28 protein-coding genes, 3 tRNA genes, 1 rRNA gene and 1 riboswitch are annotated in these 26,965 nt (G+C 38.6%); of the genes, 22 read left to right on the top strand and 10 right to left on the bottom strand.

The window, feature by feature from the left end; genetic code table 11:
• The 3 genes from rrf to ACNQGS_RS27545 all read left to right on the top strand — a co-directional run.
• Positions 1-98: ribosomal RNA gene (gene rrf / locus ACNQGS_RS27555) — 5S ribosomal RNA — on the top strand; the annotation flags it as partial.
• A gap of 261 nt (positions 99-359) precedes the next feature.
• The gene (locus ACNQGS_RS27550; protein WP_491490169.1) at positions 360-1,628 is read left to right on the top strand and encodes an MFS transporter; all 1,269 of its coding nucleotides are present in this window, start codon (positions 360-362) and stop codon (positions 1,626-1,628) included.
• 27 nt (positions 1,629-1,655) lie between these two features.
• Positions 1,656-2,315, top strand: a complete 660-nt coding sequence (locus ACNQGS_RS27545; RefSeq protein WP_491490168.1) for a DUF429 domain-containing protein — start codon at positions 1,656-1,658, stop codon at positions 2,313-2,315.
• Positions 2,316-2,370: 55 nt separating this feature from the next.
• On the opposite strand, the gene ACNQGS_RS27540 is transcribed toward ACNQGS_RS27545, so the two are convergent.
• Complete coding sequence (locus ACNQGS_RS27540; RefSeq protein ID WP_491490167.1) at positions 2,371-2,991, bottom strand: DUF3298 and DUF4163 domain-containing protein; 621 nt, start codon at positions 2,989-2,991, stop codon at positions 2,371-2,373.
• A gap of 147 nt (positions 2,992-3,138) precedes the next feature.
• On the opposite strand from ACNQGS_RS27540, the gene ACNQGS_RS27535 reads away from it, so the two are divergent.
• From ACNQGS_RS27535 to ACNQGS_RS27525, 3 genes are all read left to right on the top strand, one after another.
• On the top strand, positions 3,139-3,468 hold the full coding sequence (locus tag ACNQGS_RS27535) for a DUF1904 family protein (protein WP_491490166.1): 330 nt from the start codon (positions 3,139-3,141) through the stop codon (positions 3,466-3,468).
• Positions 3,469-3,496: 28 nt separating this feature from the next.
• Positions 3,497-4,006, top strand: coding sequence for a GNAT family N-acetyltransferase (locus ACNQGS_RS27530; protein ID WP_491490165.1), 510 nt, complete (start codon positions 3,497-3,499; stop codon positions 4,004-4,006).
• 137 nt (positions 4,007-4,143) lie between these two features.
• Positions 4,144-4,965, top strand: a complete 822-nt coding sequence (locus ACNQGS_RS27525) for an alpha/beta fold hydrolase (protein ID WP_491490164.1) — start codon at positions 4,144-4,146, stop codon at positions 4,963-4,965.
• A 221-nt stretch (positions 4,966-5,186) separates the two neighbouring features.
• On the opposite strand, the gene ACNQGS_RS27520 is transcribed toward ACNQGS_RS27525, so the two are convergent.
• The gene (locus ACNQGS_RS27520) at positions 5,187-5,945 is read right to left on the bottom strand and encodes an HAD family hydrolase (RefSeq protein WP_491490163.1); all 759 of its coding nucleotides are present in this window, start codon (positions 5,943-5,945) and stop codon (positions 5,187-5,189) included.
• Positions 5,946-6,203: 258 nt separating this feature from the next.
• On the opposite strand from ACNQGS_RS27520, the gene ACNQGS_RS27515 reads away from it, so the two are divergent.
• From ACNQGS_RS27515 to ACNQGS_RS27505, 3 genes are all read left to right on the top strand, one after another.
• A tRNA-Ser gene (locus ACNQGS_RS27515) sits at positions 6,204-6,294 on the top strand.
• A 33-nt stretch (positions 6,295-6,327) separates the two neighbouring features.
• Positions 6,328-6,412: transfer RNA gene (locus ACNQGS_RS27510), tRNA-Leu, on the top strand.
• A 10-nt stretch (positions 6,413-6,422) separates the two neighbouring features.
• Positions 6,423-6,494 (top strand) — tRNA-Asn (locus ACNQGS_RS27505).
• 115 nt (positions 6,495-6,609) lie between these two features.
• On the opposite strand, the gene ACNQGS_RS27500 is transcribed toward ACNQGS_RS27505, so the two are convergent.
• Both ACNQGS_RS27500 and ACNQGS_RS27495 read right to left on the bottom strand, forming a co-directional pair.
• Entirely contained in the window at positions 6,610-7,185 is a 576-nt protein-coding gene (locus ACNQGS_RS27500) for a MerR family transcriptional regulator (RefSeq protein WP_491490162.1), read from the bottom strand.
• Between the two features lie 373 nt (positions 7,186-7,558).
• Positions 7,559-8,248, bottom strand: coding sequence for a cell wall hydrolase (locus ACNQGS_RS27495; protein ID WP_491490161.1), 690 nt, complete (start codon positions 8,246-8,248; stop codon positions 7,559-7,561).
• A gap of 892 nt (positions 8,249-9,140) precedes the next feature.
• On the opposite strand from ACNQGS_RS27495, the gene ACNQGS_RS27490 reads away from it, so the two are divergent.
• Together ACNQGS_RS27490 and ACNQGS_RS27485 are read left to right on the top strand one after the other, a co-directional pair.
• Positions 9,141-9,494 (top strand): hypothetical protein, encoded by a 354-nt coding sequence (locus ACNQGS_RS27490; RefSeq protein WP_491490160.1) that lies wholly within the window; start codon positions 9,141-9,143, stop codon positions 9,492-9,494.
• 30 nt (positions 9,495-9,524) lie between these two features.
• The gene (locus tag ACNQGS_RS27485) at positions 9,525-9,878 is read left to right on the top strand and encodes a hypothetical protein (RefSeq protein ID WP_491490159.1); all 354 of its coding nucleotides are present in this window, start codon (positions 9,525-9,527) and stop codon (positions 9,876-9,878) included.
• 157 nt (positions 9,879-10,035) lie between these two features.
• Here the strand turns inward: ACNQGS_RS27485 and ACNQGS_RS27480 are convergent, their stop codons facing one another.
• A complete protein-coding gene (locus tag ACNQGS_RS27480; protein ID WP_491490158.1) occupies positions 10,036-11,868 on the bottom strand; it encodes a glycosyl hydrolase family 28 protein in 1,833 nt (610 codons plus the stop codon).
• A gap of 494 nt (positions 11,869-12,362) precedes the next feature.
• Between ACNQGS_RS27480 and ACNQGS_RS27475 the strand changes: the two genes are divergently transcribed.
• The 6 genes from ACNQGS_RS27475 to ACNQGS_RS27450 all read left to right on the top strand — a co-directional run bounded on the left by ACNQGS_RS27475 (position 12,363) and on the right by ACNQGS_RS27450 (position 15,667).
• Positions 12,363-13,127 carry an NAD-dependent protein deacylase gene (locus ACNQGS_RS27475; RefSeq protein WP_491490157.1) on the top strand — a complete coding sequence of 255 codons (765 nt, stop codon included), beginning with the start codon at positions 12,363-12,365 and terminating at the stop codon, positions 13,125-13,127.
• 33 nt (positions 13,128-13,160) lie between these two features.
• Positions 13,161-13,931: a TatD family hydrolase gene (locus ACNQGS_RS27470; protein ID WP_491490156.1), complete on the top strand. Its 771-nt coding sequence runs from the start codon at positions 13,161-13,163 to the stop codon at positions 13,929-13,931.
• Positions 13,932-14,140: 209 nt separating this feature from the next.
• A complete protein-coding gene (gene spxA / locus ACNQGS_RS27465; protein WP_423797976.1) occupies positions 14,141-14,539 on the top strand; it encodes a transcriptional regulator SpxA in 399 nt (132 codons plus the stop codon).
• A 17-nt stretch (positions 14,540-14,556) separates the two neighbouring features.
• On the top strand, positions 14,557-14,691 hold the full coding sequence (locus ACNQGS_RS27460; protein WP_378581904.1) for a BA3454 family stress response protein: 135 nt from the start codon (positions 14,557-14,559) through the stop codon (positions 14,689-14,691).
• Between the two features lie 102 nt (positions 14,692-14,793).
• On the top strand, positions 14,794-15,219 hold the full coding sequence (locus ACNQGS_RS27455; RefSeq protein WP_491490155.1) for an RrF2 family transcriptional regulator: 426 nt from the start codon (positions 14,794-14,796) through the stop codon (positions 15,217-15,219).
• A gap of 112 nt (positions 15,220-15,331) precedes the next feature.
• Positions 15,332-15,667 (top strand): IDEAL domain-containing protein, encoded by a 336-nt coding sequence (locus ACNQGS_RS27450; protein ID WP_491490154.1) that lies wholly within the window; start codon positions 15,332-15,334, stop codon positions 15,665-15,667.
• A gap of 60 nt (positions 15,668-15,727) precedes the next feature.
• On the opposite strand, the gene ACNQGS_RS27445 is transcribed toward ACNQGS_RS27450, so the two are convergent.
• Positions 15,728-17,392 carry a long-chain fatty acid--CoA ligase gene (locus ACNQGS_RS27445; protein ID WP_491490153.1) on the bottom strand — a complete coding sequence of 555 codons (1,665 nt, stop codon included), beginning with the start codon at positions 17,390-17,392 and terminating at the stop codon, positions 15,728-15,730.
• A 383-nt stretch (positions 17,393-17,775) separates the two neighbouring features.
• Here ACNQGS_RS27445 and ACNQGS_RS27440 point away from each other — a divergent pair, with 383 nt between their 5' ends.
• Positions 17,776-18,675, top strand: a complete 900-nt coding sequence (locus ACNQGS_RS27440; protein WP_491490152.1) for a phosphotriesterase family protein — start codon at positions 17,776-17,778, stop codon at positions 18,673-18,675.
• A gap of 979 nt (positions 18,676-19,654) precedes the next feature.
• Here ACNQGS_RS27440 and ACNQGS_RS27435 read toward each other — a convergent pair.
• Complete coding sequence (locus ACNQGS_RS27435) at positions 19,655-20,893, bottom strand: multidrug effflux MFS transporter (RefSeq protein WP_491490151.1); 1,239 nt, start codon at positions 20,891-20,893, stop codon at positions 19,655-19,657.
• Between the two features lie 188 nt (positions 20,894-21,081).
• Positions 21,082-22,209: a 5-methyltetrahydropteroyltriglutamate--homocysteine S-methyltransferase gene (locus tag ACNQGS_RS27430; RefSeq protein ID WP_491490150.1), complete on the bottom strand. Its 1,128-nt coding sequence runs from the start codon at positions 22,207-22,209 to the stop codon at positions 21,082-21,084.
• Between the two features lie 81 nt (positions 22,210-22,290).
• A riboswitch (SAM riboswitch) is annotated at positions 22,291-22,389 on the bottom strand.
• Positions 22,390-22,601: 212 nt separating this feature from the next.
• Between ACNQGS_RS27430 and ACNQGS_RS27425 the strand changes: the two genes are divergently transcribed.
• From ACNQGS_RS27425 to ACNQGS_RS27410, 4 genes are all read left to right on the top strand, one after another.
• Positions 22,602-23,219 (top strand): peroxiredoxin, encoded by a 618-nt coding sequence (locus ACNQGS_RS27425; protein ID WP_491490149.1) that lies wholly within the window; start codon positions 22,602-22,604, stop codon positions 23,217-23,219.
• Positions 23,220-23,430: 211 nt separating this feature from the next.
• On the top strand, positions 23,431-23,637 hold the full coding sequence (locus ACNQGS_RS27420; RefSeq protein WP_491490148.1) for a hypothetical protein: 207 nt from the start codon (positions 23,431-23,433) through the stop codon (positions 23,635-23,637).
• Between the two features lie 109 nt (positions 23,638-23,746).
• Entirely contained in the window at positions 23,747-24,706 is a 960-nt protein-coding gene (locus tag ACNQGS_RS27415) for an aldolase catalytic domain-containing protein (protein WP_491490147.1), read from the top strand.
• Positions 24,707-24,841: 135 nt separating this feature from the next.
• The gene (locus ACNQGS_RS27410) at positions 24,842-25,036 is read left to right on the top strand and encodes an SE1832 family protein (protein WP_491490146.1); all 195 of its coding nucleotides are present in this window, start codon (positions 24,842-24,844) and stop codon (positions 25,034-25,036) included.
• 77 nt (positions 25,037-25,113) lie between these two features.
• On the opposite strand, the gene ACNQGS_RS27405 is transcribed toward ACNQGS_RS27410, so the two are convergent.
• Together ACNQGS_RS27405 and ACNQGS_RS27400 are read right to left on the bottom strand one after the other, a co-directional pair.
• Positions 25,114-26,109 (bottom strand): LLM class flavin-dependent oxidoreductase, encoded by a 996-nt coding sequence (locus tag ACNQGS_RS27405; RefSeq protein ID WP_491490145.1) that lies wholly within the window; start codon positions 26,107-26,109, stop codon positions 25,114-25,116.
• An 18-nt stretch (positions 26,110-26,127) separates the two neighbouring features.
• Positions 26,128-26,412 carry a DUF3219 family protein gene (locus ACNQGS_RS27400; RefSeq protein WP_491490144.1) on the bottom strand — a complete coding sequence of 95 codons (285 nt, stop codon included), beginning with the start codon at positions 26,410-26,412 and terminating at the stop codon, positions 26,128-26,130.
• Positions 26,413-26,965: the final 553 nt, after the last annotated feature.

The raw sequence follows: 26,965 nt of genomic DNA, 5'->3' as shown, positions 1-26,965 counted from the left end.
AGGTCACACCCGTTCCCATCCCGAACACGGAAGTTAAGCTTCTCAGCGCCGATGGTAGTTGGGGCGAAAGCCCCTGTGAGAGTAGGACGCTGCCGGGCAATCAAAAAAGACAACCTGAAATGGTTGTCTTTTTTATTTGCCCAAAATTTGCTCGTTTTAATAGCGTAGAAAATAACCTTTAGTGGTTGATATGATTCTTGGTTTTGTAATTTTCGGAATTATTAATTATAATAGTTAATTAAAGGGATTTGACATGGAAAAATAATGCCTGTATAACGTGTGAGACAACTGACGTTTTTGGGTATAGGAGGAAGGATGTTGGATGAAGTTGAGGTACGATTGTAAAGCAGGTGTACAACATGAATAAAGATAAACAACTCTATTTTGGGTGGTATATTGTTATAGCCGCGTCCATTATTGGTTTGCTTACAACAGGTATGAGGATGGGGATCGGACCGTTTATCCATCCAATCATGGAAGATTTAAAATTGTCGCGAACTGAAATTTCGCTCGTTGTTTCTGTAGGAATGCTTGTTTATGGGATTGGAATGGTGCTAGCAGGTATTCTGTTAAAAACTTTTAATACCCGTATTGTTTTGTTGATCGGACTGGCAATTGTATGTATTTCTACCATATGGACTGTTTATTCCAAGGGGATGCTTTCCTTTTTCCTCTCTTTTGGTGTATTCCTGTCGATTGGGCTATCCTTTTTAAGTAATATCACCTTATCTCCGATTGTTAGCAAATGGTTTGTCCGCCAAAGAGGGAAGGTCCTTTTTTATTTAACGACCGGAGGGATGGCGGGTATTGCGATTTTGACACCCGTTGAAACATGGATGATTGGCCTTGTCGGCTGGAAGAATACTCTCTTATTTTTTGGAGGAATCTTCGTATGTATTATTCTTCCTTCTGCGATTTTTGTCATGCGGGAAGATGTTCCGGAAGAGGCCGATAGTCCGGGCAATGCTCGCGGAATCACTAGACAGGAAGCTTCGGCAACTGTCACATTGAAGGATGCTTTAAAGACAACAACCTATTGGAAAATTGTTTTTGTGTTATTTGCTTGTGGATTTGGGATGAATCTATTAGGATCGCACGGGGTTCCTATGTTGATGGATCATCATTTTGGGCCAATGACTGCTTCCTTTGGGGTAGGTTTGATTGGAATTGTCGCGATCTTCGGAACATTGTTTTTGGGACAGCTCGCGGACCGTTTTCCGAGAAGAAATATTTTATTTTTAATATTTTTTGTCCGTGGACTTGGATTTTTTGGTCTTGTTTTATCAGCCCACACTTGGCAGCTCTTTCTTGTTTCCATTATCGGAGGATTGGTATGGGCCGGTTCAGTCGCTATGGCCACAGCGATCTTAGGTGATTTATATGGAGTAAAGTTGCTCGGAATTTTAAATGGATTTGCATTTTTTGTAGGGCATCAAATTGGAGCAGCAATAGGTTCCTTCCTAGGCGGATGGGGGTACGAAGTGTTTGGAACACATCTATTTTCGTTCAGTGCTGCGGGTATCCTTGCGCTTCTAGCCAGCTTGGCATCGATAACTTTACCTCAAAGTCTATCCTTTTCCAAGCCGATCAAGCTTGGAGAAAAGCATAACATCTCAACTGGACAATAGATTTTGAAGAAAGAGATGGAATATTGAATGATAGTCATTGGCATCGATTTATCAGGGCCGAGTAATCATAAAGACACAGCCTTGACGGTATTTGAAAAAAATTCCGATGAATTAAAATTTATGAAACTTTTGAGTAATATCGGGGATCCGGATATAGTAAACGAAGTTTTACATCAGAGTCAGATTGATGAAGTGGTGATCGGAATCGACGCTCCTTTATCCTATCAGGATGGCGGCGGGGACCGGCCGGGTGATAAGGAACTAAGGCAGTACATTGTGTCCTTAGGGATGAAATCCGGTTCCATCATGCCACCCACTTTTAATCGGATGGTTTATCTTACCCTGAGAGGGATTAAGCTCAGTAGGGAAATAGGAAATTTGAAAACAGAGAATCCCATATCGATGGTGGAGGTGCACCCGGGTGCGGTTATTGGGTCAAGAATTTCTCGATCACATCTGGATTATGTTCTAAGCTATAAGCAGGATTTGGCAGCGAGGAGGTTCATTAGAAATTGGCTTGGTGAGCAAAAGTTGACCCACCTGCCAGTTTCAATAGAGGAAGAAAGCCATTCTATTGATGCCTGCGCTGCAGCATTAGGGGGCTGGCATTGGAGGGATAAACAGTTTCAGCCTAAGTGGATTTTTCCTGCCGATCCTCCGCTGCATCCTTATGATTATTGTTGTTAATAGGGTTCTACGGTCAAAAACTAAAAAAACCCAGCAAAATGTCCATAGGTAGCCATTAATTATTTTCTTTCATCCGTCCGAGCGGGCCGCTTTCATCTATAATATCCATCAACTCGTATACCGATATTGGAAACATTGGAAATCCGAAGGCATATGGAGTGATGTCATAAAGCTGGAAATAGATGACGAGTGTTTTGTCAGCAATGTAAAAATCCTGATCAGGCTTTATGCTGGTGAAATTTCTAAGAAGGAAAATATCACGTTTTTTGATCTGCTCTTGAATAAGGATAGTGAGCTTTTTTACGTAATCACTTCCAGGTTTGAACAGGTCCTTGAGTGGTACCAGTGTTTCTTTTTGAAGTTCGAAAGTTAACGATTTGATATAGGTCATTCCATGTGCAGCATGTTCATGATACGTATAATTGGAGAGGTTTAGACTCAATACGTTGCGCTGGTTATTTTTCATTTCAAAAGTTCCGAGCATTTCGCTGACAGTGGAAGGCATATCCCCAAACTGCGTGTCTATCAGCTTTTGGGTTTGTTGCACAATGGTTTGATTGATGTATTTTTCTAGCCGTTGGTTTCGAAGGTGAACCACTTGAGGATAAATAACTTCCTTTTTGGGTCCACTCCTAACTATAAACGGTTTCATTTCAACTGGTAATATAATCGGCATTTCTCTCCGTCCTTTTTCACTCATCATATTCGTGAGCAGATAGCGGGGTGAACACTTGATGTTTCATAGATTTTTTTATGATAAAATAACGGAAGGATTTGCCAGTTTTTAATAGAGCTTAAGAATAATTTTACGGAGGGATTAAACATGCCGCAATTAATTTTTAAAGGAGTAAGCGTTGATCAAGTCAAAAAAATTAGTCCACCTTTGGTGAAGGAATTGGCTGAACTCTGCGAGTGTGAAACTGATAATTTTACTTTTGAAATTTTGAATCCGATTTTTGTCTTTAATGGAGAAGAAGTGCCAGGGTTTCCGTTTATTGAAGTGAAGTGGTTCGATCGCGGACAATCTGTGCAGGATAAATTTGCAGTCATTACAACCAAATATATACATAGTTTGGGTATCCCAGATGTGGAAATAGCTTTTAGTGTGTTTTCTGAGTCAGATTATTATTTAAATGGGAAGAGCTTTGCGTAAAGGAAAATTTTACAGGGAGGGATTTTTTATGATTGTAATTAGAAAAGCAAGATTAGAGGATATCTCAGGGATTATTCAAGTGTGCTCAAATGGACATAGAAAGACATATCCAGAATTGATACCTCAGTACCATATAGAAAAAATAATAAAAGATTTTTACAATGAAGAACGGATAAAAAAAGAGATACTTAATACTAATCAGGAGTGGAATGGTTGGTTTGTTGCTGTAGATGATGGAAAGGTTGTTGGTGCTGGTGGAGGAGGATTTATTGATGATGAAGTGGCAGAGTTATTTGTCCTTTACTTAGACCCTGATAGGAAACGGGAGGGAATAGGGAGTAAATTATTAGAAGTGATAACGACTGACCAAATTGAACGTGGAGCAAAAGAGCAATGGGTGTCAGTTGCTAAAGATAACTTTATGGGAATTCCATTTTATGAAGCATCCGGTTTTGAATACCAAGGTGAACGACCTTCTTATGAACTTCCAGAAGATGAAGGGTTTCTTTCGTTACGATATAAACGAATTTTTAAATAAATCCTTTCGGAAGTTTCGTAATTTAATCTGGCTCGTCTGAAAAAAAACAGCCTTTTTTAAAAAAAGGATTTTACTCATTTTTACCGAAATAAGTGAAAGATTGTAAAAAACCTTACATTAAAAATCGGAGGAACAAAATGCTCACGAAAAAAACTCTGACCTTAAATAGCCAACAGATTTCTTATATTGACGAAGGTAGTAAAACTGCCCCGCCAGTTTTTCTTATCCACGGCGTGCCAGAATCGAGCATGCTATGGAAGCATATTATCCCTGAAATTACTGCATTAGGTTTTCGGGCGATTGCACCGGATCTTCCGGGTTTTGGCCAGAGTGACCGGTTTCCATACGTGTCTACTTGGGAAAACTATGTTTCTTTTATCAATAGTTTCATGGAAGCATTAGGATTGGAAAAAATCCATCTCGTTATTCATGACTGGGGCGGAATGATTGGGTTGAGGTGGGCATGTGAGAACCCGGATAAAGTGGAAAGCTTGATTATAACTGACACAGTTTTGTTGCCTGGATATACGTGGCACACACTAGCCCAAAAATGGAGAACGCTTGGTTATGGCGAAAAAGTAATGGAAGCAATGGCCAATAAGGAATCATGGATGGCAGGTATGAAGAAGGAAATTCCGTCCGTAGAAGAAGGGATTCTGGATGACTTCTTTTCTGTTTTTGAAACGGCTGATAAAAGGAACGTTATTTTGGAATTATATCGCTCTGCCAATGAGGAATTAACTGAACCCTATTTGAAGTTAACTTCGATTAAGACACCTGTTACGATTCTTTGGGGAGAAAATGATCCTTACATTTCAACCGATTTTGCTTATAAGACACGAGATCAGCAATTCCCACATGCAGCTATTCATATCATTCCGGACACTGGGCATTTTATTCATGTTGAGGCACCGGAAAAGGTTATTTCCTTTGTTAGAGGGCATTTTCAAATATTTTAAAATAAGGATGTTTACGGAGATAGCTAAAAAAAGATTTATGAGGACTGGAGTAGTGATACTTTTTAAAAAATTGTCTTCATGAAGGGGTTATGAGTACAGCATGAGTGTAACTTTTGGGAGAAGTGTCCTCATGAAAAGGTTCATGAGGACAGTACAAGTGAAACTTTCTGAAAGTGTCTCCATGAAAGGGGTCATCATTTTAGGATGGTAAAAAGATTGAGTTAAGAGGGGATTGACTTAACCGTTTTGAAATAATAAGTCTGTTCCTTTAAAAATTCCGGAAGTTGCTTAAGTGATGGTAATTCAGCGAAAATGCCATTGGGCTCTATTTCTAAATCAATGATGTTATAGATCCACTCCATATCAGAGGGGATATAAATCGCATTTATACCCAGTTCAATGGCTGGCTTAATATCTGTTTTAAGTGAATTTCCTATCATCCAAGTCGCTTTTGGGGGTGATTTGATATGATCTAACACCTTTTTTAAAGCTTCTGTATTTTTATGTTCAAAAATAAAAATACCTTTCCGAAAGTAACGTTCTAATTCTAAATGTGCTATTTTGCGATATTGATTTATGACATCTCCGCCTGTAAACAAATATAAATCATGTCCTTCTTCCTGGAGTTTATCGAGTACTTCATACATATAAGGAAGTGGCTCAACTTTCGTTTCAAACACTTTTTGGCCAATAGCATGAATTTTATTCATTTCCTCCAGCTTTACTTTTCTTCTGTATTTTTTGCAAAAAAACTTATACGTAGCTACAAGAGATTCCGGGTATCCTGATGAATGCAAGCCGACTTTCTTGACACTTTTTAAATCAATTTCTAATTGTTTTTGCCTAATTTCTTTAACGGATGGTTCCTTAAACCACTTCTTGATTTGTTTGACAAATTCTTTTCTTGATTGATTAAAATATTTATTGCAGTGAATTAATGTGTCGTCTAAATCCAAAATTAAGGTTTGTTGATTTATCATAAAACCAATTCCCCCTTAAAATATGGTGTATTATAATTATATAGTTTTACAAAATGTTAATGATAAAAACAGCAAATCCCCTTTTCAGATTGAGCCATAAGTTATAATGGAATTTTTCCAATTAGGCTTCACTTCCTATGGAGAAGACATCCTGTATAGAAAATATCCGCTTGAATTAGAATTTGTTAAGGTTGCCAAAATTTACAGATAGCTTCCAATTGCGATTGGTGATATATTTGTTTTGTAAGTTATTACTACAGAGAAGTACTCAAGCGGCTGAAGAGGCGCCCCTGCTAAGGGTGTAGGTCGGGTAACCGGCGCGAGGGTTCAAATCCCTTCTTCTCTGCCATAAAAATTATTTCAATGGGTATATTAGTATTATGCGGGTGTGGCGGAATTGGCAGACGCACCAGACTTAGGATCTGGCGCCTTCGGGCGTGGGGGTTCGACTCCCTTCACCCGCACCAAAATCATTATTCCGCAGTAGCTCAGTGGTAGAGCTATCGGCTGTTAACCGATCGGTCGTAGGTTCGAGTCCTACCTGCGGAGTCATAGTCCAACAAGGCAACTAAGAAAGGGTCAGGGCGGGAACGCAGCAGCCATCATTAGTGAAATTGTGTGGGCTATTACATACGGACACATCAAAAAAAGCTAAACCCTAACATTAATTGGGTTTAGCTTTTTTCCATGTAAACCAATTCCACCATTTCTTTTGATTGGCAGCAGCAATTTGCATTCTCGTTTCTTCTTCTATGCCTTTAATTCGTTCAGCCTCTAGTTGGGTTATCCGTTCTACATGCCTAAAGATTTGATTAATCTTTTCTTCTTGAAAAGCTTCCCGTACAGCCTTTTCCTTCAAGAGCTTGATTAAATCCAAGTTTATTTGCTCTAAATGTTCTATGCGTTCCATTAATTCTTCATGGTTACAATTGTGTTCCACAACTTGGTCGCTAGTATTCTGTATGGGTTCTTCTTCCGAAAAAGAGCCTGTGATATTTTTTTCAGAAACCAATTTCAATACCGCTTCAGCAGACTGTTCCATTGTCATACCCTCATGTTTGCTGAATTCCATTAATTTGCGGAATGTATGAACATCCTTCTCAAAATAGACTCTATGTCCTCGATTATTCCGGTGAACATGATACCCATGCCCTTCGAGGAGAGTGGCGTACTTCCTTAAAGTGCTGGCATCTATTTCAAACAATTTCTGTACATCACTAGGTGAATATATTTCCGTCATTCATTTCACCTCTATTAGATACATTGTAAATTAAACTGTAATAGCCCGTTGTTATTTTATAAATAGGTTAAAAGCGAATGAAATTAGCCATCCCAGTGCAAGAAAAACTGATAGATATGTACCTAAACCAACTAAAATCTCTGCCATGATTCCTACTCCTTTAATTCGGGCTTTGTTTTCAATTTCTTCAATACAGTGTCATTATAGCAGGTGATTTTTTAAAATTTGTCGAAACTAGGGACGTTAATCAAATTGTAAAAAGACTGTTAACTTTTTTTAATAATAGTTGGGTATAAAACAGGTATTATGATGTGAAAAATCCACCATAAAGTTTATTAACGATTAGGTGGATTCAACGACTAGCATTTTTATCTTATTTTGCGAATACATGATGGCCAATTGTCCTCACGACTGAACGAGTACGAATCCATTTATCCGTGGCAATGGCTGGGTTATAAAAATAAATCGAATCACTCAAGCGATCTTTTCTCGTCAATGCCTCTTCGACTGCTCTTCTGGACTCATCTGATGCCGGCTTCCTAATCTCGCCATTTTGAACAGGTGAAAAGGCATAGGCATGTCCAACTACCTGATTAATAACGCCTGTCACCGTCTTAGGGAAACGTGGAGATTCCACTCGATTTAATACAACGGTGGCAACGGCTACTTTTCCTTGATAGGGTTCACCTTTTGCTTCTGCCTCTACTAATCTGGCAAATAAGTCTTTTTCGTTATTGGAAATGGAAATAGCCGGTGTCTCCGGTGCTTTTTCAGGTGGCATCTGCCTCGTAATCCCGATTTCCGGTTTTGTTGAGTGAAGCGTTACTTCTACTGGTTTTTCTGGCTTTTGCTTGATTTCTTCTGTATTAATCTGATTGTAATTACTAGTTTTGTCTTGCTGACCATTCTCGGCAATACCACCATATTTTTGCTCAAGATTTATGGGGCTATTTTCTGTTACGACTCGATCTTCGGAAATAGCCTCGGCACTTTTACTTATTCCGATAAATGAACTTACTGCTACACAAGCTACAATTAGTGATTTTATGTATGTTTTTTTCATCTGTGCTACCTCCTGAATTTTTGCTTTATATTACTCTACCATTGGATGGTATTTAATTTACAGAACGATAGCGTTACATTTCTTTTTAGTTTGATGAACAAAATGTCAGAAAATAATCAATTGTGACATGCTGCCTAGTTTGGTGTCACAATCGAACCAATATTACGAAACATAGGAATATCTATCCAAAAGTTTTTACGTGCCTTTCTATTTGCATATGAGTTGGAATGAATAATTTATTAAAAAGTATGGTGTATTATATGGTAGGGGAGAAGGAAAGAATTTTTCCCAGACTATTTTGCCAACAAAGAAAAGTACTATATGGAAGATTACCTGAAAGTGAGGATTAACTAGATCGAAAAGCAATATATGTGTCATATTATCAAAAAGGTACAAATTTGTGAAACCTATATGGAAAGAATAGTTAAAATAAAATTGTATGTTATAATTTGTATAATTTCAAATTGCTCAATGATCTACCCCATTTGTCTACTTAAAAAACCTCTATATTCCATTAATCATTTTCAATTTTATAGCTTCAGTTAATTTCGTATTGCCTCCTATAATATATCGTAACCTCGTATAACAGAAATACATAATCCAATTTATTAGCTTCCTCCTTGCAGCTGGTCAGCTATGAATCAATTATTTTTATAAAAAAAGTAAAGTTCGTATAATGTTTTTTTGTTTTTGTTTAATTCGGTTTTCCATTATTTAAAAAATAGAAGGAGAAAAAGTAAAATGGGCTCTATTATTTTCAATATTGCTTGTCCTCAATGCGGCAGAGTTGCTGTAGAAGATTTTTATTACAAGAGGATGAGAGGTATATTTATTGTCAATGCTGCGGCTATAATTTTTCGCAAAGAGAAAAGTACGACAGAAAGGATGGTACATGTTATTTAGAAAAAAAGGAAAATCGCGGCTATGGAATCTTTGTGTTATCAAAAAAAGAGGCTATGGTAATGTGATGTACTTGAATAGCCCTGTAAACGATGATGATGTTGCAAAGTTCAAAGAGCAATATAAAGGTAAAGATGTGGATACTGAGGAAAGCTGTTTGGTTCTTTATCAAAATGGTATATTTAATATAGTTTTTGGAAATGTCCCTAAAAATTTCGATTTGTCGTTTGAAGAGTATAAGAACAAATATAATTATGATCCGTTTAAAGAGTTACTCCAAGATGAGCCTTGGGAGGATTACAGAATAAAAATAATTTTACAATTAATTGGAATTCGGTTATTGTGAATGTAATAATTGTGAGCGGAGGTCGTATTTATGGAAGAAAAAATAGACAAGATTCTCCTTGAACTTAAAAAAACTAATGAACGTTTTGATAATTTGGAAACTGGACAAAAAGAATTAGCTCAATGCTTTGACAACTTTGAAGCGGGCCAGAAAGATTTAAGGGTAAGTACCCAAAATCTAAATAGTAGATTAGAGAAGATGGAAATTAGTCAAGATGATATTAAAGGATTAATTAAACACTCTACAACTTTAATGATTGAAAATTTCACTAGTATCCGCAAAGATATGAGGACATTTCAAAACGATGTGAATGCAGATATCGAGTTGTTATTTAATGAGGTCGCGAGCGTAAAGCGTAAAGTTAATAAACTTGAACAAAAATAGAAAACAATAAATGCAGCATTTTCTCTAGGTTGACTGTTATTTTAAAAATAAAATTGAAAAATAATAGGTAACGGGAATGTATTAAAATACATCTATGAGCTTAAGTAAAAAACCAGCATCAGTTCATTTCTACTGATGCTGGTTTTTTACTTAATTCTTATTTTTTTGATGGATCTACTGGCCAATCAGTATCTGGAAGAGACTTCCCATCAACTATAAGATTTTGATAGATACTGCCATCCTGGAACATATCACCGTCATTGATGTTAACATTTTTCATCGTAATATTTCTTACATATTGGAAATACAATGGTTTGTCAGCATGCACTGTGACGTTCTCCAATGTTAGACCATCAACAGGGCTTTCATATAGCCCCTGGAAGAAGGAAGCTTCTTGTGCACCTTCAGCGGTAATATTTTTGATCGTTATATTTTTAATGTAAGGTGTTGTTTCATCAATTATTCCATCGTAAGGAAGTGGAGTACCATTAGAAGTATAGTTCGAGTTAATATTGAACACATCACCGCCAATATCTTTCATCATGATATTGTCAAATGTAAGATTTTCAATAGTACCACCACGTCCGCGAAGAGTTTTCATTCGAATACCGATGTTGGTTCCGTCGAAAATGTCATCTCTAGCGACAACATTTTTAACGCCGCCGGACATTTCACTACCGATTGTTACTCCTCCGTGTCCATGATGCATAATGTTGTTTCTGATTTCGATGTTTTGGCTTGGAATGCCAATTCGGCGGCCATCTTCATCTTTACCAGATTTAATCGCGATACAGTCATCGCCAACATTAAAGTACGAACCATAAATCTTTAATCCATTAACAGAGTCTGGATCAACACCATCTGTGTTTGGTGCATCAACAGGTTCAGCTGGGTTTTCAACGTATACACTATCGATCACCATATTGTTTGTGTACAATGGGTGAATGGTCCAAGAAGGTGAATTTTTAATGTTTAGACCTTGAAGTAGAACGTTCTCTGAATTTACAGTTTGAACCAATCTTGGTCGAGCAATTTGAGTTGCTGGATCGGTTGCTTTTGGATTATCCCACCATAATCCCATATCAAAGTAAACAGTTGTACTTGCATCTGTGTTTGCATCGTATCTTCCATTGTTATAGTCATATGTTCCAGCAAGGTTTACTTTTTTATAAGGGAATCCATATCGGTCTTTTCCGTTCGACGGCTTTCCTACGATAGGACCAGCATTTCCATCGATGGTACCTTCACCAATAATTTTTAGGTTTTTAACATCTTGAGCTTCAATTAAACTTTGATAAGATCTAAAAGTTGTGCCTTCCCAACGGTTGTTGTCAAGAACTGGATAGTCTTCAATGCTTTGGCTTCCAAGAATGGTTGCATCTTTTTGGACCTCGAATGTCATATTGCTTTTTAGATCTAACGGGGCAGATAAATATGTACCCTCTGGCACAATGACAACACTGTTAGGACTAGCTGAAGCTGCATCAATGGCTGATTGAATGGCTTCGGTATCTTTTGTTACACCGTCACCCTTTGCGCCAAAATCCTTAACATTAAATACTTCGCCTAATACATCAGTTTTAATATTAACGTGAGCGCTTTCGTTTGAATGATTACCTGCTGCATCTTTTGCCACAACTTTAAAAATATACATCTTATTCGGCTTTAAGTCTTTTACGGTAAAGTTTGACATAGCAATTCCATATTCATTTGGTGTTGAACTTCCAGCGAATTTACCATTTACATAGACATCATAAGCTGTTATTCCAGTATTGTCAGTAGACCTATCCCAGATTAGACTTACAGATTTATAGGTTGTTGCATACGCATAAACATTGATAGGGGCTGTTGGTGCTTGTTTGTCAACTGAAACTTGAGCATTTGAATTTGCGGGTGTTGTTGCTGCAAATGCACCAAATGGGGCAATTACGGAACAGCCTAGAGCAAGGCCTAGTGCGCCAGTTAGATAAGTTTTTTTACCGAATTTCATAGATTATACCCTCCTAATTTTTAGTAGTTTGAATGAAACTGCTTACAATTTTAGGTGTTACAAATTCTGATTTGCTGGGTATTCCCATTCGAAAAAATAAAAACGTTTTCATTCTTTGGTATCCAAAATTTTTAGTTTTCCTGCACCATCCTTTTTTCTTATTTTAACGTTAACATTTCATAACAAGAGGTAATAATAATAGTTTTTAAAATTCCTATAGCAATAAATGTTAACGTTAACATTTATTTCTGGTATTTATTTTACTATTCTGATTAGATTTAAAAAAGTGACCAAATTACTATCTGTATACAGCGTTGAAAATAGAGAAATAGTCACGAATTTTCTTCTTTGTTAGTTCGTTTTATAGGGAATTTGATGGATTATTGTTTTTGTTTTCAGATAATTAGAAAGGAAGAGATGAAAACTTTGTATTATAATGATAATAATTATAGGAACAACGTTTAATGAACTTCTGAAAGTGAGGTTTATCTGAAATGGAAAGCACCGTAGAAACCTGTACTATCCTCCTTAGGGAAGCCCGAAACATTGTTGTCCTGAGCGGCGCGGGCATAAGCACGGAATCAGGTATTAAGGATTTTCGCTCCAAAACCGGCGTTTACCAACTTGCCCCAGAATATATCCTGTCACTTGATTATTTTTACAAAAACCCGAAAGATTTTTATCAGTTTGCTTTTGAAAATCTTTACCATCCGGATGCCATCCCAAACAAAGGCCACGAAATACTGGCAAAATGGGAGGGACAAGGCAATGTTCAGCACATTATTACTCAAAACATCGATGGCCTTCACCAGAAAGCCGGCAGCGAAAACGTCATCGAGTTTCACGGAACAATGAAAACCGCATCTTGTTTGAATTGTGGAAAAATCTATCCTTCCTCGGAAATGGAATCTCGTTTTGAGATAATGGAGGATTTTTTTGTATGCAGCGATTGCGAAACAAAGAGTGAAAAAGACCGCTATATCAAGCCTGATGTTGTTTTGTTCGGAGATACAGGTGAATGGTTTTCAGTAGAAGGATTTAATGCTGTCCTCCAACTTATTGATCAGGCAGATGCCATTTTGGTATTGGGCACAAGTCTTCAAGTGACGCCTTTTTCAACCTTTCCACAGTACAGGAGAAAGGGCGTACCGCTGATTATTATCAATAAAGGCGGAACACCTTATGATCGTGGAGAGGGAGCATATGTCATTCATGATTCAATTGGAAAAACATTGTCCCTAATTGACGATAATTTATGATGAGTCTAATCCTTCTAGGAAGTGTTATAACAGATGAAATTGATTGATGCCCACCTCCATTTAGATAAATATAAAGATAAAGAAATTGAGCTTATTCTCGATGGTTCGGACTGGCTTAAGGCAGTCGTGGCCGTGTCATTTGATCTTGAATCATGCAAGCGAAACCTACAATTATCAAGAAAATATCAAAAAGTGAAGCCTGCATTTGGATTTCATCCGGAGCAAGGACTGCCAAGCGAGGCTGCATTTAGCAGCCTGATTGACTGGATGACACTGCATCGGGCGGAAATGATTGCTGTCGGCGAGGTAGGGCTGCCGTACTATTTAAGGCAGGAGCAAAAGGTATCCAGTGTACAGATTGGCCAATATATTGAACTCCTTGAGATGTTCGTGAAACTGGCCAAAAAATGGGAAAAACCGATTGTTTTGCATGTTGTTTATGATGATGCACCAATTGTTTGTGATCTTTTAGAAAAACATTCAGTCGAAAAGGCACATTTTCATTGGTTCAAAGGGGACGATAAAACGATAACGAGAATGATTGAAAATGGTTATTTTATTTCCGTTACACCCGAGATTGTCTATAAGGAAAAAATTCAAAAGATAGCCCAGATTTACCCGTTAGCGCAAATGATGGTCGAAACAGACGGCCCATGGCCATTTGAAGGTCCATTTTCAGGCAAAATGACACACCCCGCCATGATGAAGGAATCAATCTACATGCTGGCAAAAATAAAAAAACAATCGGAAACAGAAATATCGGAACGAGTTTTAGAAAATACAAAAGAATTTTACAGTATTTAGAGGCATGGGTAGAGGCATGGGGACGGTTCTCGTGTCTCAAAAATGAATGATGCATAAGAAGCTTAGCCCTGGATCTTAAAAAAAATGATGCATAAGAACCGTCCCCATGCATCATAATAGGGTTGACAAAATCAACTGTAAATATTAATATTACAGTATAAACTGTAAGGATTTTTATTACATTTTTTATTTAAGGAGTGATTAGTGGTATGGTGACATTGTTTACGACACCGAGTTGTACTTCTTGCCGTAAAGCAAAGGCTTGGTTTGATGAGCATCAGATTGACTATAAAGAAAGAAATGTATTGGCTCAGCCGCTTTCCGTAGATGAAATTAAATCGATTCTTCGTTTGACTGAAGAGGGGACCAGCGAAATCATTTCAACTAATTCAAAAACATTCCAGGAGTTAAATATAGATCTTGATACGCTTCCGCTCAATGAATTCTATAAATTAATAATAGAAAACCCGAAAATGCTGCGCCGGCCTATTATATTGGATGAAAAACGATTACAGGTTGGATATAACGAGGAAGAAATTCGCAGCTTTCTACCGCGCAGGGTTCGTTCATTTTTGAGCATGGAATTGCAAAAAGCGGCAAATCAATAGAATGGAGGAAGAATAAGATGATTGAAGTTTTCGTAACAGTTCATTATAAAGATAGAAATTATCATACCAATGTTATTGTGGAAAAAGAAATGAAATGGGACAGAATTAAAAAGTTAGCAGAAGAACAAGTTAAAAAACAGTGGAATGTTTAAATTTGACAAGCTAATCTGTAACGTTTACTATTACAGTACAATAATTTATTTAAAATAAGACATAGAAATAGAAAGATTAGCATTTTTTGAGGAGGCCAGGTTATGAACAGCGATTTCACACTTGCCATACACAGTCTAACATATCTCGCACTACAGCCTGACCGAATGTCAACAAGTGAAGCCATTTCAGAAAGTGCCGGTGTCCACCCGGTTCGGATTCGTAAAGTCCTAAGTTTGTTGAAAAAAAATGGATTTATAAAATCAAAAGAGGGAATTGGCGGCGGATTTATTTTTGCACTGGATTTAAGTGAAGTTACTCTCTGGGATATTTATAAAATTACCTCTGAAGGTGCTTTGCAGCCTAAGTGTCCAGATTCCAATGAAAAGTGTATAGTGGGTGCGAATATGCATACAGTCCTGTTTAAAATATTCTTGGGTGCTGAAGAACATCTTGGTGAATATTTAAAGGAATATACCATAAAGGAAGTTGTCAATCTTATTAATCAATGCAAAGACTGTGATTGCTGATTCTTTCAATTCTTCTCTTTGTTTTAAATGTAATAAAAAATATTACAGATTGCGTATCCTATATAGCTGCAACTTCATACAATAACACTAAATAATTTGGAGGTGACCAGTTATGGTGACGAACGATCGTTCTAGTTTAAAAATAGGTGATTGGATTAAGGGAACTTCACGTAAAGGTGAATTAATCCTTGGCTTTATTGAATCAATGGATATTCTAGAAGGAGTAGTTAAAGTAACGGTCATTAGAAGTGACAATACGGAGACCATTGGAAAAACCATTCCGATACTAAGCAAACAGGTGAAGAAACTGCCTGTCTCTACAGCCGTAAATAAGGAACAAACTTTATTCCTAATAGATCTAGCTTTGTCTACAGGTGATGAAGAGTGGTTTATGGAGCTGTCTGCGAAGTTAAAAGAAATGAAGCAGCTTGTTAGTAGTGAAGCCTAAATAAGGAATAACCTTCTCGTTTTCCATTACGAGAAGGTTATTTCTTTGTACATCAAAAAATTATTTCACTTTCTCTTCTTCCATCTCCTGCAGCTTTCTCCAAAGGATTTTCCCGCTGCCTGACATCGGCAGTTCATCTAAAAATTTAACAATCCTCGGAACTTTATAGGCGGCCATATGCTCTTTGGACCACGCGATAATTTCCTCTTCCGAAGTTCCTTTTCCTTGAGAGTTCAACACGATAAACGCCTTAACGGTCTCGCCGCGTCTTGGGTCGGGGACACCGATGACGCAGGCATTCTGAACAGATGGGTGTTTATACAAAGTATTTTCCACTTCCGCAGGCCATACTTTGAAACCGGAGGCATTGATCATCCGTTTGACACGGTCGACTAGGAAGAAATAGCCTTCTTCGTCATAGCGGCCAATGTCGCCAGTTCTGAAAAATTCTTTCCCTTCTAACGTTACAAAGGAATTCTTGGTTTCCTCAGGCCTGTTCCAGTAGCCTTTTAACACCTGCGGTCCATTGACAATGATTTCACCTTGTTGGTCAGGACCTAGTTCTTTTAAAGTTACCGGATCAACGACGCGGGCATCCACATCAAACTGTGGCACACCCAGGCACTGCATCTTCGGACGGTTAACAGGATTTTGATGCGTCTGTGAAATGGTCTCAGTTAGCCCGTAGCCTTCTACATAGCGAAGCCCTGTCAGCTCTAAAAGCTTTTGGCCGACTGCTTCCGGAAGGGGAGCGCCGCCGCCACTAATCATCTTCAGGGAATCGATTGAATAGTCTTTGAGATTTGGGTGCGCCAATAAATCAACGACCATCGTTGAAATGTTCGTCCATCTTGTGCACCGATAGCGATCGATCAATTTTAAAGCAACATCCCGGTCCCAGCGCGTCATCATCACCATCGTGGAACCAAGAGAGATAGGTCCATTCATGTTATGCTGCAGTCCGGTCACATGGAAAAGGGGAAGCGTTGACAAACCAACATCAGCAGGTGTTGACTGCGACCATACAATTCCGCCTAGAAGAGTAGATTGCAAGGTTTTATGTGTGTGCATGCAGCCTTTTGGCTTACCGGTCGTTCCCGAAGTATAAGGGAGGCAGCATAAATCATCGCATGTTGCCTTGCTAGGATCAGCATCTAAGCCTGCTGTTAATGCTTCATACCAATCAATAATCGCTAATGATTCAAATCTTTCTTTTGGAGCAGCCACGGCAGGAGGGACCGTGTAGTCCAAATCGGTTTGGGCATAGTCCGAATAGGCTGCAACAATAATACGCTTAAGAGGAGTGAACCCAATACACGGCTCAATTTCCGGTATTAACTCTTGCCCGACAATCGCCACTTTGGCATCACAATCTGATAAATAAAACGCCACTTCATCCTTCACATTCATCGGATTAATTGGCACTACGACAGCGTCCGCCCGTAATATCGCGTAAAAGGCGATAATATACTGTGGTGAATTTTGCATGTACAGCATAACGCGGTCGCCTTTTGCTACACCAAGCTCTTTCTGCATATAACCTGCTAGTTTATTAACTTCTGTGTGTAGTTGTTTATAGGTGATTTCTGTTCCGTAAAAAATAATTGCCGTCTTATTCGGATAACGCTTTGTCGTCATTTCCAGATTGTCGTAAATAGTTGATTCAGGGATCGGTAAAGTTTTCGGCAGCCGTTCTGGCCAAAATTCAAAATGACGTGTAAACATTTGAACAAATCACCACCAAATAGATTTTTTTAAAAGCTTCCGTTGAAATCGGTTACAACTATAATAATAATACATTAATAACAGAATATTCTAGTAATTGGGTTAATTTTTTTCGCAGAAAAATAATAAGCTACAAGAATTCAAGATTATTAACGATTATGGAATTTTTTTTAAAAAAATAATTGACTTTACAGGAAGAGGCTTGGTACTATACCTATCAGATAATTCCTAATCTTTTAAAAGTTTATCAAAGATTTTAGTACCAGATACGCAATTTTTTGCACTGATTTGAAAGCGTTTAACATTTTTTGTGCTACAGACTTATGTTATGGATTATTTTTTTAAAAAAATTTCAATGGACCGAGGGTGAAAGGGGAGTATTAATGACAATTATTAATTCTGTTACAGGACAAGTTGAATCTTCTGAACTGGGTTTAACGTTAATCCATGAGCACATGCGTATTCGCTCTGAGTCTGTATTCGTGCAGTTTCCCCATTTGTATGACGAGGAGAAAGACTTCTCTAGAGCAGTGGTACAAGTGAACAAAGCGAAAGCACTCGGTGTGAAAACCATCTGTGATCCAACCGTTATGGAACTTGGACGAGACATCCTCTTTATCGAGAGAGTCTCCCGCGAAACGGAGGTTCAAATCATCGCCGCAACAGGAATCTACTCCTATCACTACATCCCACCACATTTCCAAAATCGTGATATCGACTATATGGCAGATTTGTTTGTCCGCGATATTGAAGTCGGAATTCAGAACACATCCATTAAAGCAGGGTTCTTAAAGTGCGCCACTGATGCACAAGGGGTCACCCCTGATGTTGAGAAGGTCATTCGGGCCGTTGCTCGTGCTCAAAAAAGGACGGGTGTACCGATTATGACACATTCACATCCGGGAACCGGAACCGGCTTAAACCAAATTGACATCCTTCTTGAAGAGGGAGTGGATCCGAAGCGGATTCTGATCGGACATACTGGAGATACCGATAACATGGAGTACATATTAAAGGTGCTTGACCATGGGGTATTTATCGGTATGGACCGTTACGGCATAACAGGTGAGTGTTCTACTGAAAATAGAAACATAACCGTCATCGAACTTGCGAAGCAAGGCTATGCAGACCGCATGTTTTTATCACAGGATCATTGCTGCTCGATGGATTGGTATCCTGAAGGACTAATTGAGCATGTGCTCCCGAAATGGACGATGACTTTTGTGCTTGAAGAAATTATCCCAGAATTAAAAGCGAGTGGAGTAACGGAAGAACAAACTTAACCTAATGATGGTCGATAATACCCGCCGCTGGTTTGAAGGGAAATAGAAAATAGAACACCTTCCATATAAATTAAAGGATGCCGTTAAGAGGTGCACGAAGGCACTTTGGCATATTAATTGGCATGCGAATTGACGCATGCCTTATGTTGTTGTCTTATCAAGGGTTTGGAGGGTGATTAAAGAAGAATTGACACGATAATAAATAAGTTAAATATCAAGTGACAATACTTATTGTCCAACGGAAAATTAGAGTCAAATTAAATGCCATTTCTATTACCAAACCCGGTTCCAATTTGGGGTGCTTGGCTACCGAATTGAAGGAAACTCAGTTAGTTTGGTCGCCAATAGGGGTGCTTGGCTACCGAAATAAAGAAAACTCAGTGAGTATGGTCGCCAATAGAAGTGCTTGGCTACTGAAATGAAGGAAACCTAGTGAGTTGGGTTGCCAATAGGAGTTCTTGGCTACCGACATGAAGGAAACCCAGCGAGTTGGGTCGCCAATAGGAGTTATTGGCTACCGAAATGAAGGAAACCCAGTGAGTATGGTCGCCAATAGAAGTGCTTGGCTACTGAAATGAAGGAAACCTAGTGAGTTGGGTCGCCAATAGAGGTTACTGGCTACCGAAATGAAGGAAACTCAGTGAGTTGGGTCGCCAATAGTGGTGCTTGGCTCCCTAAATGAAGAAAACTCAGTGAGTTGGGTCGCCAATAGTGGTGCTTGGTTACCAAAATGAAGGCCCAGTGAGTTGGGCAACCAATAGAAGTGCTTGGCTACCGAAATTAAGCAATCACGGTCTTGACCAAAACCAACCTTAAAATCGGGAAAACCGTCCTCAATAACTAATTCAATAAGAACAAAGTTCTCGAAAACAGCCTAAGTAAAAAAGAGTGCTATTCAATTCTGTAAAGCACTCTTTTTTATGTTATTTCATTGTCAAATTCTATGGCATTTGCTATTCCAAAACAAGGTCATGCACCTCTAAAGTGAACCCCTTACTCGGTTTCTCTTTACTAGAATCCAATACAATAACACTGCTCCACAACCGGCACATATAATCACTACGCCCATCGGAATGGCCGTCTGCCCGCCGCCTATACCAACGAGGGGAGCGACAAATCCACCAAAGGTAAAGGAAGTAACACCCAGCAAGGCAGAAGCACTTCCCGCATTTTTTCCTTGTGTTTGCATGGCTAAGGAGAATCCTGCTGTATTTACCATTCCTACACTGGATACAACGAAAAACAATGGAATCAAAATCAAAATTAGCTTTGCCTGTAAAAATAAAAGAAGCAGTAAAATGATTCCGCCTGTTGCGGACATTCCCAATCCGAATTGGAACAGTTTAGCTTCAGGGATTCTCCCTGCCAACCTGCCTGTTGTTTGACTCATGATCATAATCCCGATTGCGTTGATCGCAAAGATCATGCTAAACATTTGCGGGGAGGCACCGTAAATATCCTGTACGACAAAGGGAGAACCTGAAATGTACGCGAACATGCCTGCAAAGACTAAGCCCTGCGCTAAAGCATATCCCATAAAGCTTCGATCCATGATTAGTTTTAAAAAAGGTCTAAATGTATTCTTCATGCCTCCAGCCGAACGCTTTTCTTTAGGCAGCGTTTCAGGCAAACCAAAAAGAATGACAAAAAACATTACGATTCCAATGATACTTAAAACAATAAAGACACCTTGCCATGGAAATGCTTTAAGCAGCTGCGCACCAATAATCGGAGCGAGGATCGGGGCCAGCCCGTTCACCAATGCAAGAAGTGCAAAAAACTTGGTTAATTCAGTTCCTGAATATAAATCTCTGACAATCGCCCTTGAAATGACAATTCCTGCTGATCCAGCAAAGCCCTGGATGAGCCGTAAGATAATTAATCCCCAAATGGAAGGGCTAAATACGCAAAGAAGGGACACGACAAAGTAAATCATTAAGCCAACCAAAAGTGGTTTACGCCGGCCGGTTACATCACTGATAGGTCCAGTGAGCAGCTGCCCTGATGCTAAACCGAGCACGAAAAGCGAAAGGCTAAGTTGGACAGAAGATGCATTTGTATGGAAATCTTTTGCGATATTTGGCAGGGCCGGTAAATACATATCAATGGATAAAGGGCCGAATGCTGCAAGTGAACCGAGAACAATCGCCATCCATACTCGTTTAGAACGAGAAAGCACTGCTTGATGATCCTCTGCCTTTTGTATGAAATCCCCCATATAGTAAGTCATGCCTCCAGTTATGTAAATCCAATCTAGTTACCTAAGATTTTATCATTCTATGTTAACAGATTATTCAATATTTAGGAATTCTTTAAAGTAGGAACATACAACCAATTTCAGAAATGATTAAATTGAAAAAGGCCGCCTTTCATCATAGAAATGGAAGGCGGCCTCTTCTAGTGGGTTTAAATGGTTCCCCAAACATCCTTAGCAATAGCCACTACATGTTTAATCTTATTCCACTGCTCTTCTTCCGTTAAAATATTTCCTTCTTCTGTGCTGGCAAAGCCGCATTGAGGGCTTACTGCCAGGTTTTCTAAAGGAATAAATTGGCTTGCTTCTTTAATTCTTGCTTTAATGGATTCTGGATCCTCGAGTTCTGGGAATTTAGATGTGAATAATCCTAGTACAACGGTTAGGTTAGGACGCTGGAAGCCTTTTAAAGGTTCGAAGTCACCAGAACGCTGATCATCATACTCTAGGAATAGCCCGTCCACATTTAGCTCAGCGAAAATGGCATCGGAAATTTGATCGTAACCGCCGCTTGTAATATAGGTGGATCTGAAGTTGCCGCGGCAAATGTGCATCGTAATTGTCATATCTTCCGGCTTATTGGCAATGGTTTCATTGATTGCACTTACTCTTGTTTTGATGATTTCATGTACATCCAAGCCAACTTTTTCAACCACTGCATTGATTCGCTCTTCTGAAACAAAATCAATCCAAGATGTGTCGTCTAATTGCAAGTAACGGCAGCCAGCATCATAGAAAGCCTGGATGGCTTTTTGATAAGCCGCTACGGTATCTTTATAAAGTTGTTCGATGTTGCCATTGTAATACTCATCGCCTTGAATTCTCGTAAATAACATATTCGGGCTTGGAATGGAGAACTTCGCCACTTGGCTGCCATCTCCATATTTTTCAACTGCCTGCTTTAAAAACTTGAAATGCTCGAGCATATAATGATCATTAAAGTCAACTTTGCCCACTACTTTAATGGCGTTGTTTCTTGTTTGGGCGCCTTTGAAGTTGCTGATATATTCATTTTCGAAAAATGCTACACCTTCCAAACCAGCCAGGAAATCCAAATGCCACCATGAGCGTCTAAACTCACCATCTGTAATGGATTTTAATCCTGCTCCAATTTGGTTTTGAACTAATTTCTCAATTTCTTGATCCTCAACCGCCTTCAGGGCAGCTGCATCAATTTCCCCATTGGCAAAAGCCTTTCTAGCTTCTTTAACCGGTTCTGTTCGAAGAAAGCTGCCGACATGGTCAGCTTTGAATGGAGTTTTTACTAGTGTTGCTGTCATTAATTATTCCTTCTTTCTCGGTGTAATAAAAAACCCTCTTCTCAAAAATAAGAAGAGGGGTAATAGCCATTACTAAATCTCTTCTTATCTTCAAGCACTCGCTTCTGGAATTGGCACAGTACGAACGTGTCTGCTGCCGAGGCTTCAAAGGGCCAGTCCCTCCACCTCTCTTGATAAGAATATTCGAAAATATTTAATTAACAGTAAAGATACACCTGTTCTGATTTTCTGTCAACAAAAATCTACAACACTATTATTGTGGTTGAATGGAAAAGCTATCCAAAATAGGCTCAATCGGACAAATACCTAAACATATATTATTTATGGTAACGCTATTAAAGAACGAACTGCAGCAAGGAATTAAGATTCAGGTGATGATCTGAGGTGAAACAATGGAATTTAACAGGCGAGAGGGTCATTTTGATGGATCTTCGCAGCCATTTTGTGCACAAACAACGGATATGGCGCCCCTATTTGAAGCAGACGCTTATGATCATGCAGATAAGAAAATAAAAAAGCTTCGTCTAGAAAGCTATCGTGGAAGCTGGGTTATTTTATTTTTTTATGCAAGTGATTTTACCTTTGTTTGACCGACAGAATTGGCAGCGGTCGCTGCTATTAAGGATCAACTAAAGACACTTAATACAAATGTCCTTGCTGTTAGCACGGACAGTGTGTATGCCCATAAAGTTTTCGCTGAGGTATCTCCTAATGCCTCTCAGGTATCATTTCCACTTCTAAGTGACCGAACACACCAAATCAGTAAAGCATACAGAGTCCTAAATGAAAAAGTTGGGGCAGCCTTAAGAGCAACCGTCATTATCGATCCAGATGGAATAATTGTATCCAAATTGGTATACCCATTAGAAGTTGGCCGAAATGTTTACGAAATACTAAGGATCATACAAGGAGTACAATACGGAAGAAGCACCGGAGAAGGAGTCCCAGCTAACTGGATTCCCGGTAATCCAGGAATCATTAGAGACCCAAAGTATATCGGAAGAATTTGAGGCATGGGGACGGTTCTCATGCCTCATTTAGGCTTTTAAGATCCTCAACATATATCATTGATTCCTTAATTTTGTCGTAATTTGTCGAAAAGTTAATAAAAATGTACGCGTTTTCACCTGATATGATAGGTTCTATACAAATATTCTAAATATTCATCCCTTTGTGACTACCCAGAAAAAATGGATAGATCGGTCTGTCAGGAGGTATAAAATGTGCCAGGAACACAGAAACAAAAATGTAGAAGTAAATTTTGAAATACCTGAAAACATAATCCAAAGTTTTAGAGATGCTGTTGAAAAAAATGGAAAGTCAATGAATGACGTGCTTAGGTTATATATGCAAAAATACATTTGGAAACAAAGTGAATTACAAAGAAATAGACAAATGCGACGTCAAAGTATTGGAGCCGAGAGATAGAAAAACTCCTAGAATTTCTAGACATGTAAGTTTGACACCTTTAAAAGATTCATGGTATATATATTCAAATTATGACGAATGAGCATAACCACAGGGGGAATTTAAAATTATGGAACATCGCAGCAAAATTTTAGATTGTACAATCCGTGATGGAGGTTTAGTTAACAATTGGGATTTCAGTGTTGAATTTGTCCAGGACTTGTATAATGGACTAAGTGCAGCAGGCGTTGAGTATATGGAGATTGGCTACAAAAACTCTGCTAAGCTTCTGAACGCAACTGAACCTAATCCATGGAGATTTCTAGATGATCAATTTTTGAAAGAAATCATTCCTGAGAAAAAGTTCACGAAGCTTTCTGCTCTCGTAGATATTGGTCGTGTTGATCCCAACGATATCCTGCCCCGTGAGCAAAGTGTGTTGGATATGATCCGGATAGCCTGCTATATCCGTGAAGTGGACAAGGGTCTGGAGCTTGTCCAAATGTTCCATGATTTAGGATATGAGACTTCGCTCAATATTATGGCTTTGTCCAGTGTGCCTGAACAGAAGCTTATTGAAGCCATGGAAATGGTCAAAGAAAGTCCAGTCGATGTTGTGTATATCGTGGACTCTTTTGGAAGCTTAGATCCGGCTGATATTGCGCATCAAGTGAAAAAGTTTCAAGCGATGCTACCTAACAAGCAGCTTGGTATTCATTCACATAACAATTTGCAGTTAGCATTTGCTAATACACTGACAGCACATCAAAATGGAGTTACCTTCCTGGATTCTTCTGTTTACGGCATGGGACGGGCGGCAGGGAACTGCAATACAGAGCTTCTTGTCAGCTACATAAAAAAACCAAGCTATGAACTTAAACCGTTACTTGGTGTAATCGAAAAGCATATGTTAGAAATGAGAGAAAAGTGGGAATGGGGCTATATCATTCCTTATATGATCTCTGGTGTCCTTAATGAGCATCCACGGGTGGCAATGGCTTATCGAAATAGTGACGAGCGTGACCAATTCGTTGACTTCTATGACAAGGTAACAACACCTGAAGTAACTTTAGCTACAACTTCAAGGTAGTTTATTACATGTACAGCCGCCTGCGGGCGGTTCTTTTTTTGGGGATGAAAGCAACTGGGCAGAATAGTAGCGAAAACACATCGGATTTGTAATCATAGAAAGAAGATTTAAGACTTATGGAGAGTGAAACTAATAATGGATAAAAAACAGATTGAGTATAAAATTTTAGAGTTGAAAGACGAATACTTACAGCTGCAACATAATCTTGAAAAATTAGAGTATGTAAAAGGAAACATAGCCCCGTTGGAAAAACGACTATCTGAAATTGAAGAGGAATTGAATTCTCTTAATCAATTATTACGAAAAAAAGAGGGGCAAACACAAAAATAGTAACTTAAGTTCAAGAGACCATCGAAATGATGGTCTCTTTTCTTGTATCAAAGTTTTAATAGATGCGTATTAAATAGTTATAAAACCACTTTTTCAGCGATTAGTCTATAGGATTCAATGCGATCCTTCGGAGAATGTGTAATCGTCAAAATCATAATTTCATCCGCATTATATGAAGCTTGTAACTGCTCAAGTTTCTTTTTTACCCCCAGTGGATTGCCAATGATCATTCTCTTTTTCATCGCTGCTAATTTTTCTAGTTCTTTTTCATTGAGTTCGTATTGCTTGGCTTCCTGGATAGAGGGCACAAATTGGCCTTCGCCTTTTTCCTTCTGTAATGCCCAGATTAGATTACTTAATGCGATTTCTTCAGCTTTTTCGGCCGTTTCCGCACAAACCACTGAAACAGTTAACAATACCTGAGGGGATTGACCATGTTTGTTAGGTTGAAAGGCATCAAGATATTGTTGGATGATGTCTGCTCCGTCTTTGTCGCTCATGAACTGGCCGAATGCATAAGCCAAGCCATGTTCAGCAGCAAGGTGGGCACTTTTTTTACTTGTGCCAAGAATCCACGGAATCGGCGGCATTTCCGGAAGGGGAGAGGCCTTTACTTTTGATAACTCGTGATCGTTAGGAAAATCATTTTTTAAAAAGTGAAGCAGTTCTTTTACTAAGTCAGGCATTTTCCAAACCTGTTGTAAAAAATTATCGGATAAAGCATTAGTTGCCTCCGCTGATCCGCCCGGTGCACGCCCAATACCGATATCAATCCGATTTGGATAGAGGGTGGCCAGCATATTATAAACCTCGGCCACTTTATATGGTTTATAATGCGGCAATAATACAGCCCCAGAACCGAGGCGAATCCGTTTGGTGTTGGCGCCAATATAACTGATCATCACTTCAGGTGCCGAGCAGGCGAGACCTGGCAAATCATGATGTTCGGAAATCCAATACCGTGTGTAACCTAACTCATCTCCTGCTTGGGCTAACTTCAACGATTCATCCAATGCCTCTTTTGCTGTTTGGTTGGAGGAGATGGGAGATAAATCTAATATGCTTAATTTCACTGCACCATGCCTTCTTTCTTAATTCTTCACTTCGAGCAAAGTCAATCTAAAAATTCCTACTTGTCCTTTTTCATATAAGTTCGTGACAGAAGTGGAATATTGTTGGATGGTACCTCTAAACGCTAAACCAGTTTCAGGAACTTTTACATCAAAGGATCCTTCATACAGCAACACTGTAGTGTCGTGATACTCCTCACTTGTCACTTTAAATTCAATAAAAATTTTATGTAAACCGTTCTCTAGCTCTTCTTTATATTTTTCAATACGTATTGAAGTTTCATTTAAGATGATTTCATTAACCAAGGACACCACACCTTTTTTGTTTGTATGAAAAAATAATAGCACTGGGCCAATAGGGGAGCAAATGAATTGGACCGATCAGCTTAAAAATTACAACAGTCTTCTTATATAACATAAGCCCATTTCATTTCTAAATTTCTTAGCACATACATCGTTATTAATTGGTAAAAATTTCAGGTTGAAGATAATTGAAAATCGCGATATATTATAAATCCGTCACTTACACGAGTGACAGAAGACATGATACATTTTCAGTTGGTTGTTCAAGAAATTAAATTTTTTTCTTGCAATGTAAAAATGTATGTGTTAAGATAATAAATGTCGCTTTTGAAACATATCATTAACTTCTTTAATTGGAAGAAAATGATGGTTGATAGATTAGTAGAAATGTGATATAATTTAATCCTTGTCTCTTAAACAAGTGACAAAGATAGTTCTTTGAAAACTAAACAAACAAAAACGTCAACAAACAATAATTATTATGTTTCTTCTATATAAATAGAGAACATGAGCCAACGTAACATTTTTGAGCTAATCAACTCAACTTTATTGGAGA

Source organism: Neobacillus sp. PVCKKU3 (assembly GCF_058323225.1).
Note: the sequence above shows the minus strand (reverse complement) of the source record. Positions and strands in the feature narration are given on the sequence as shown.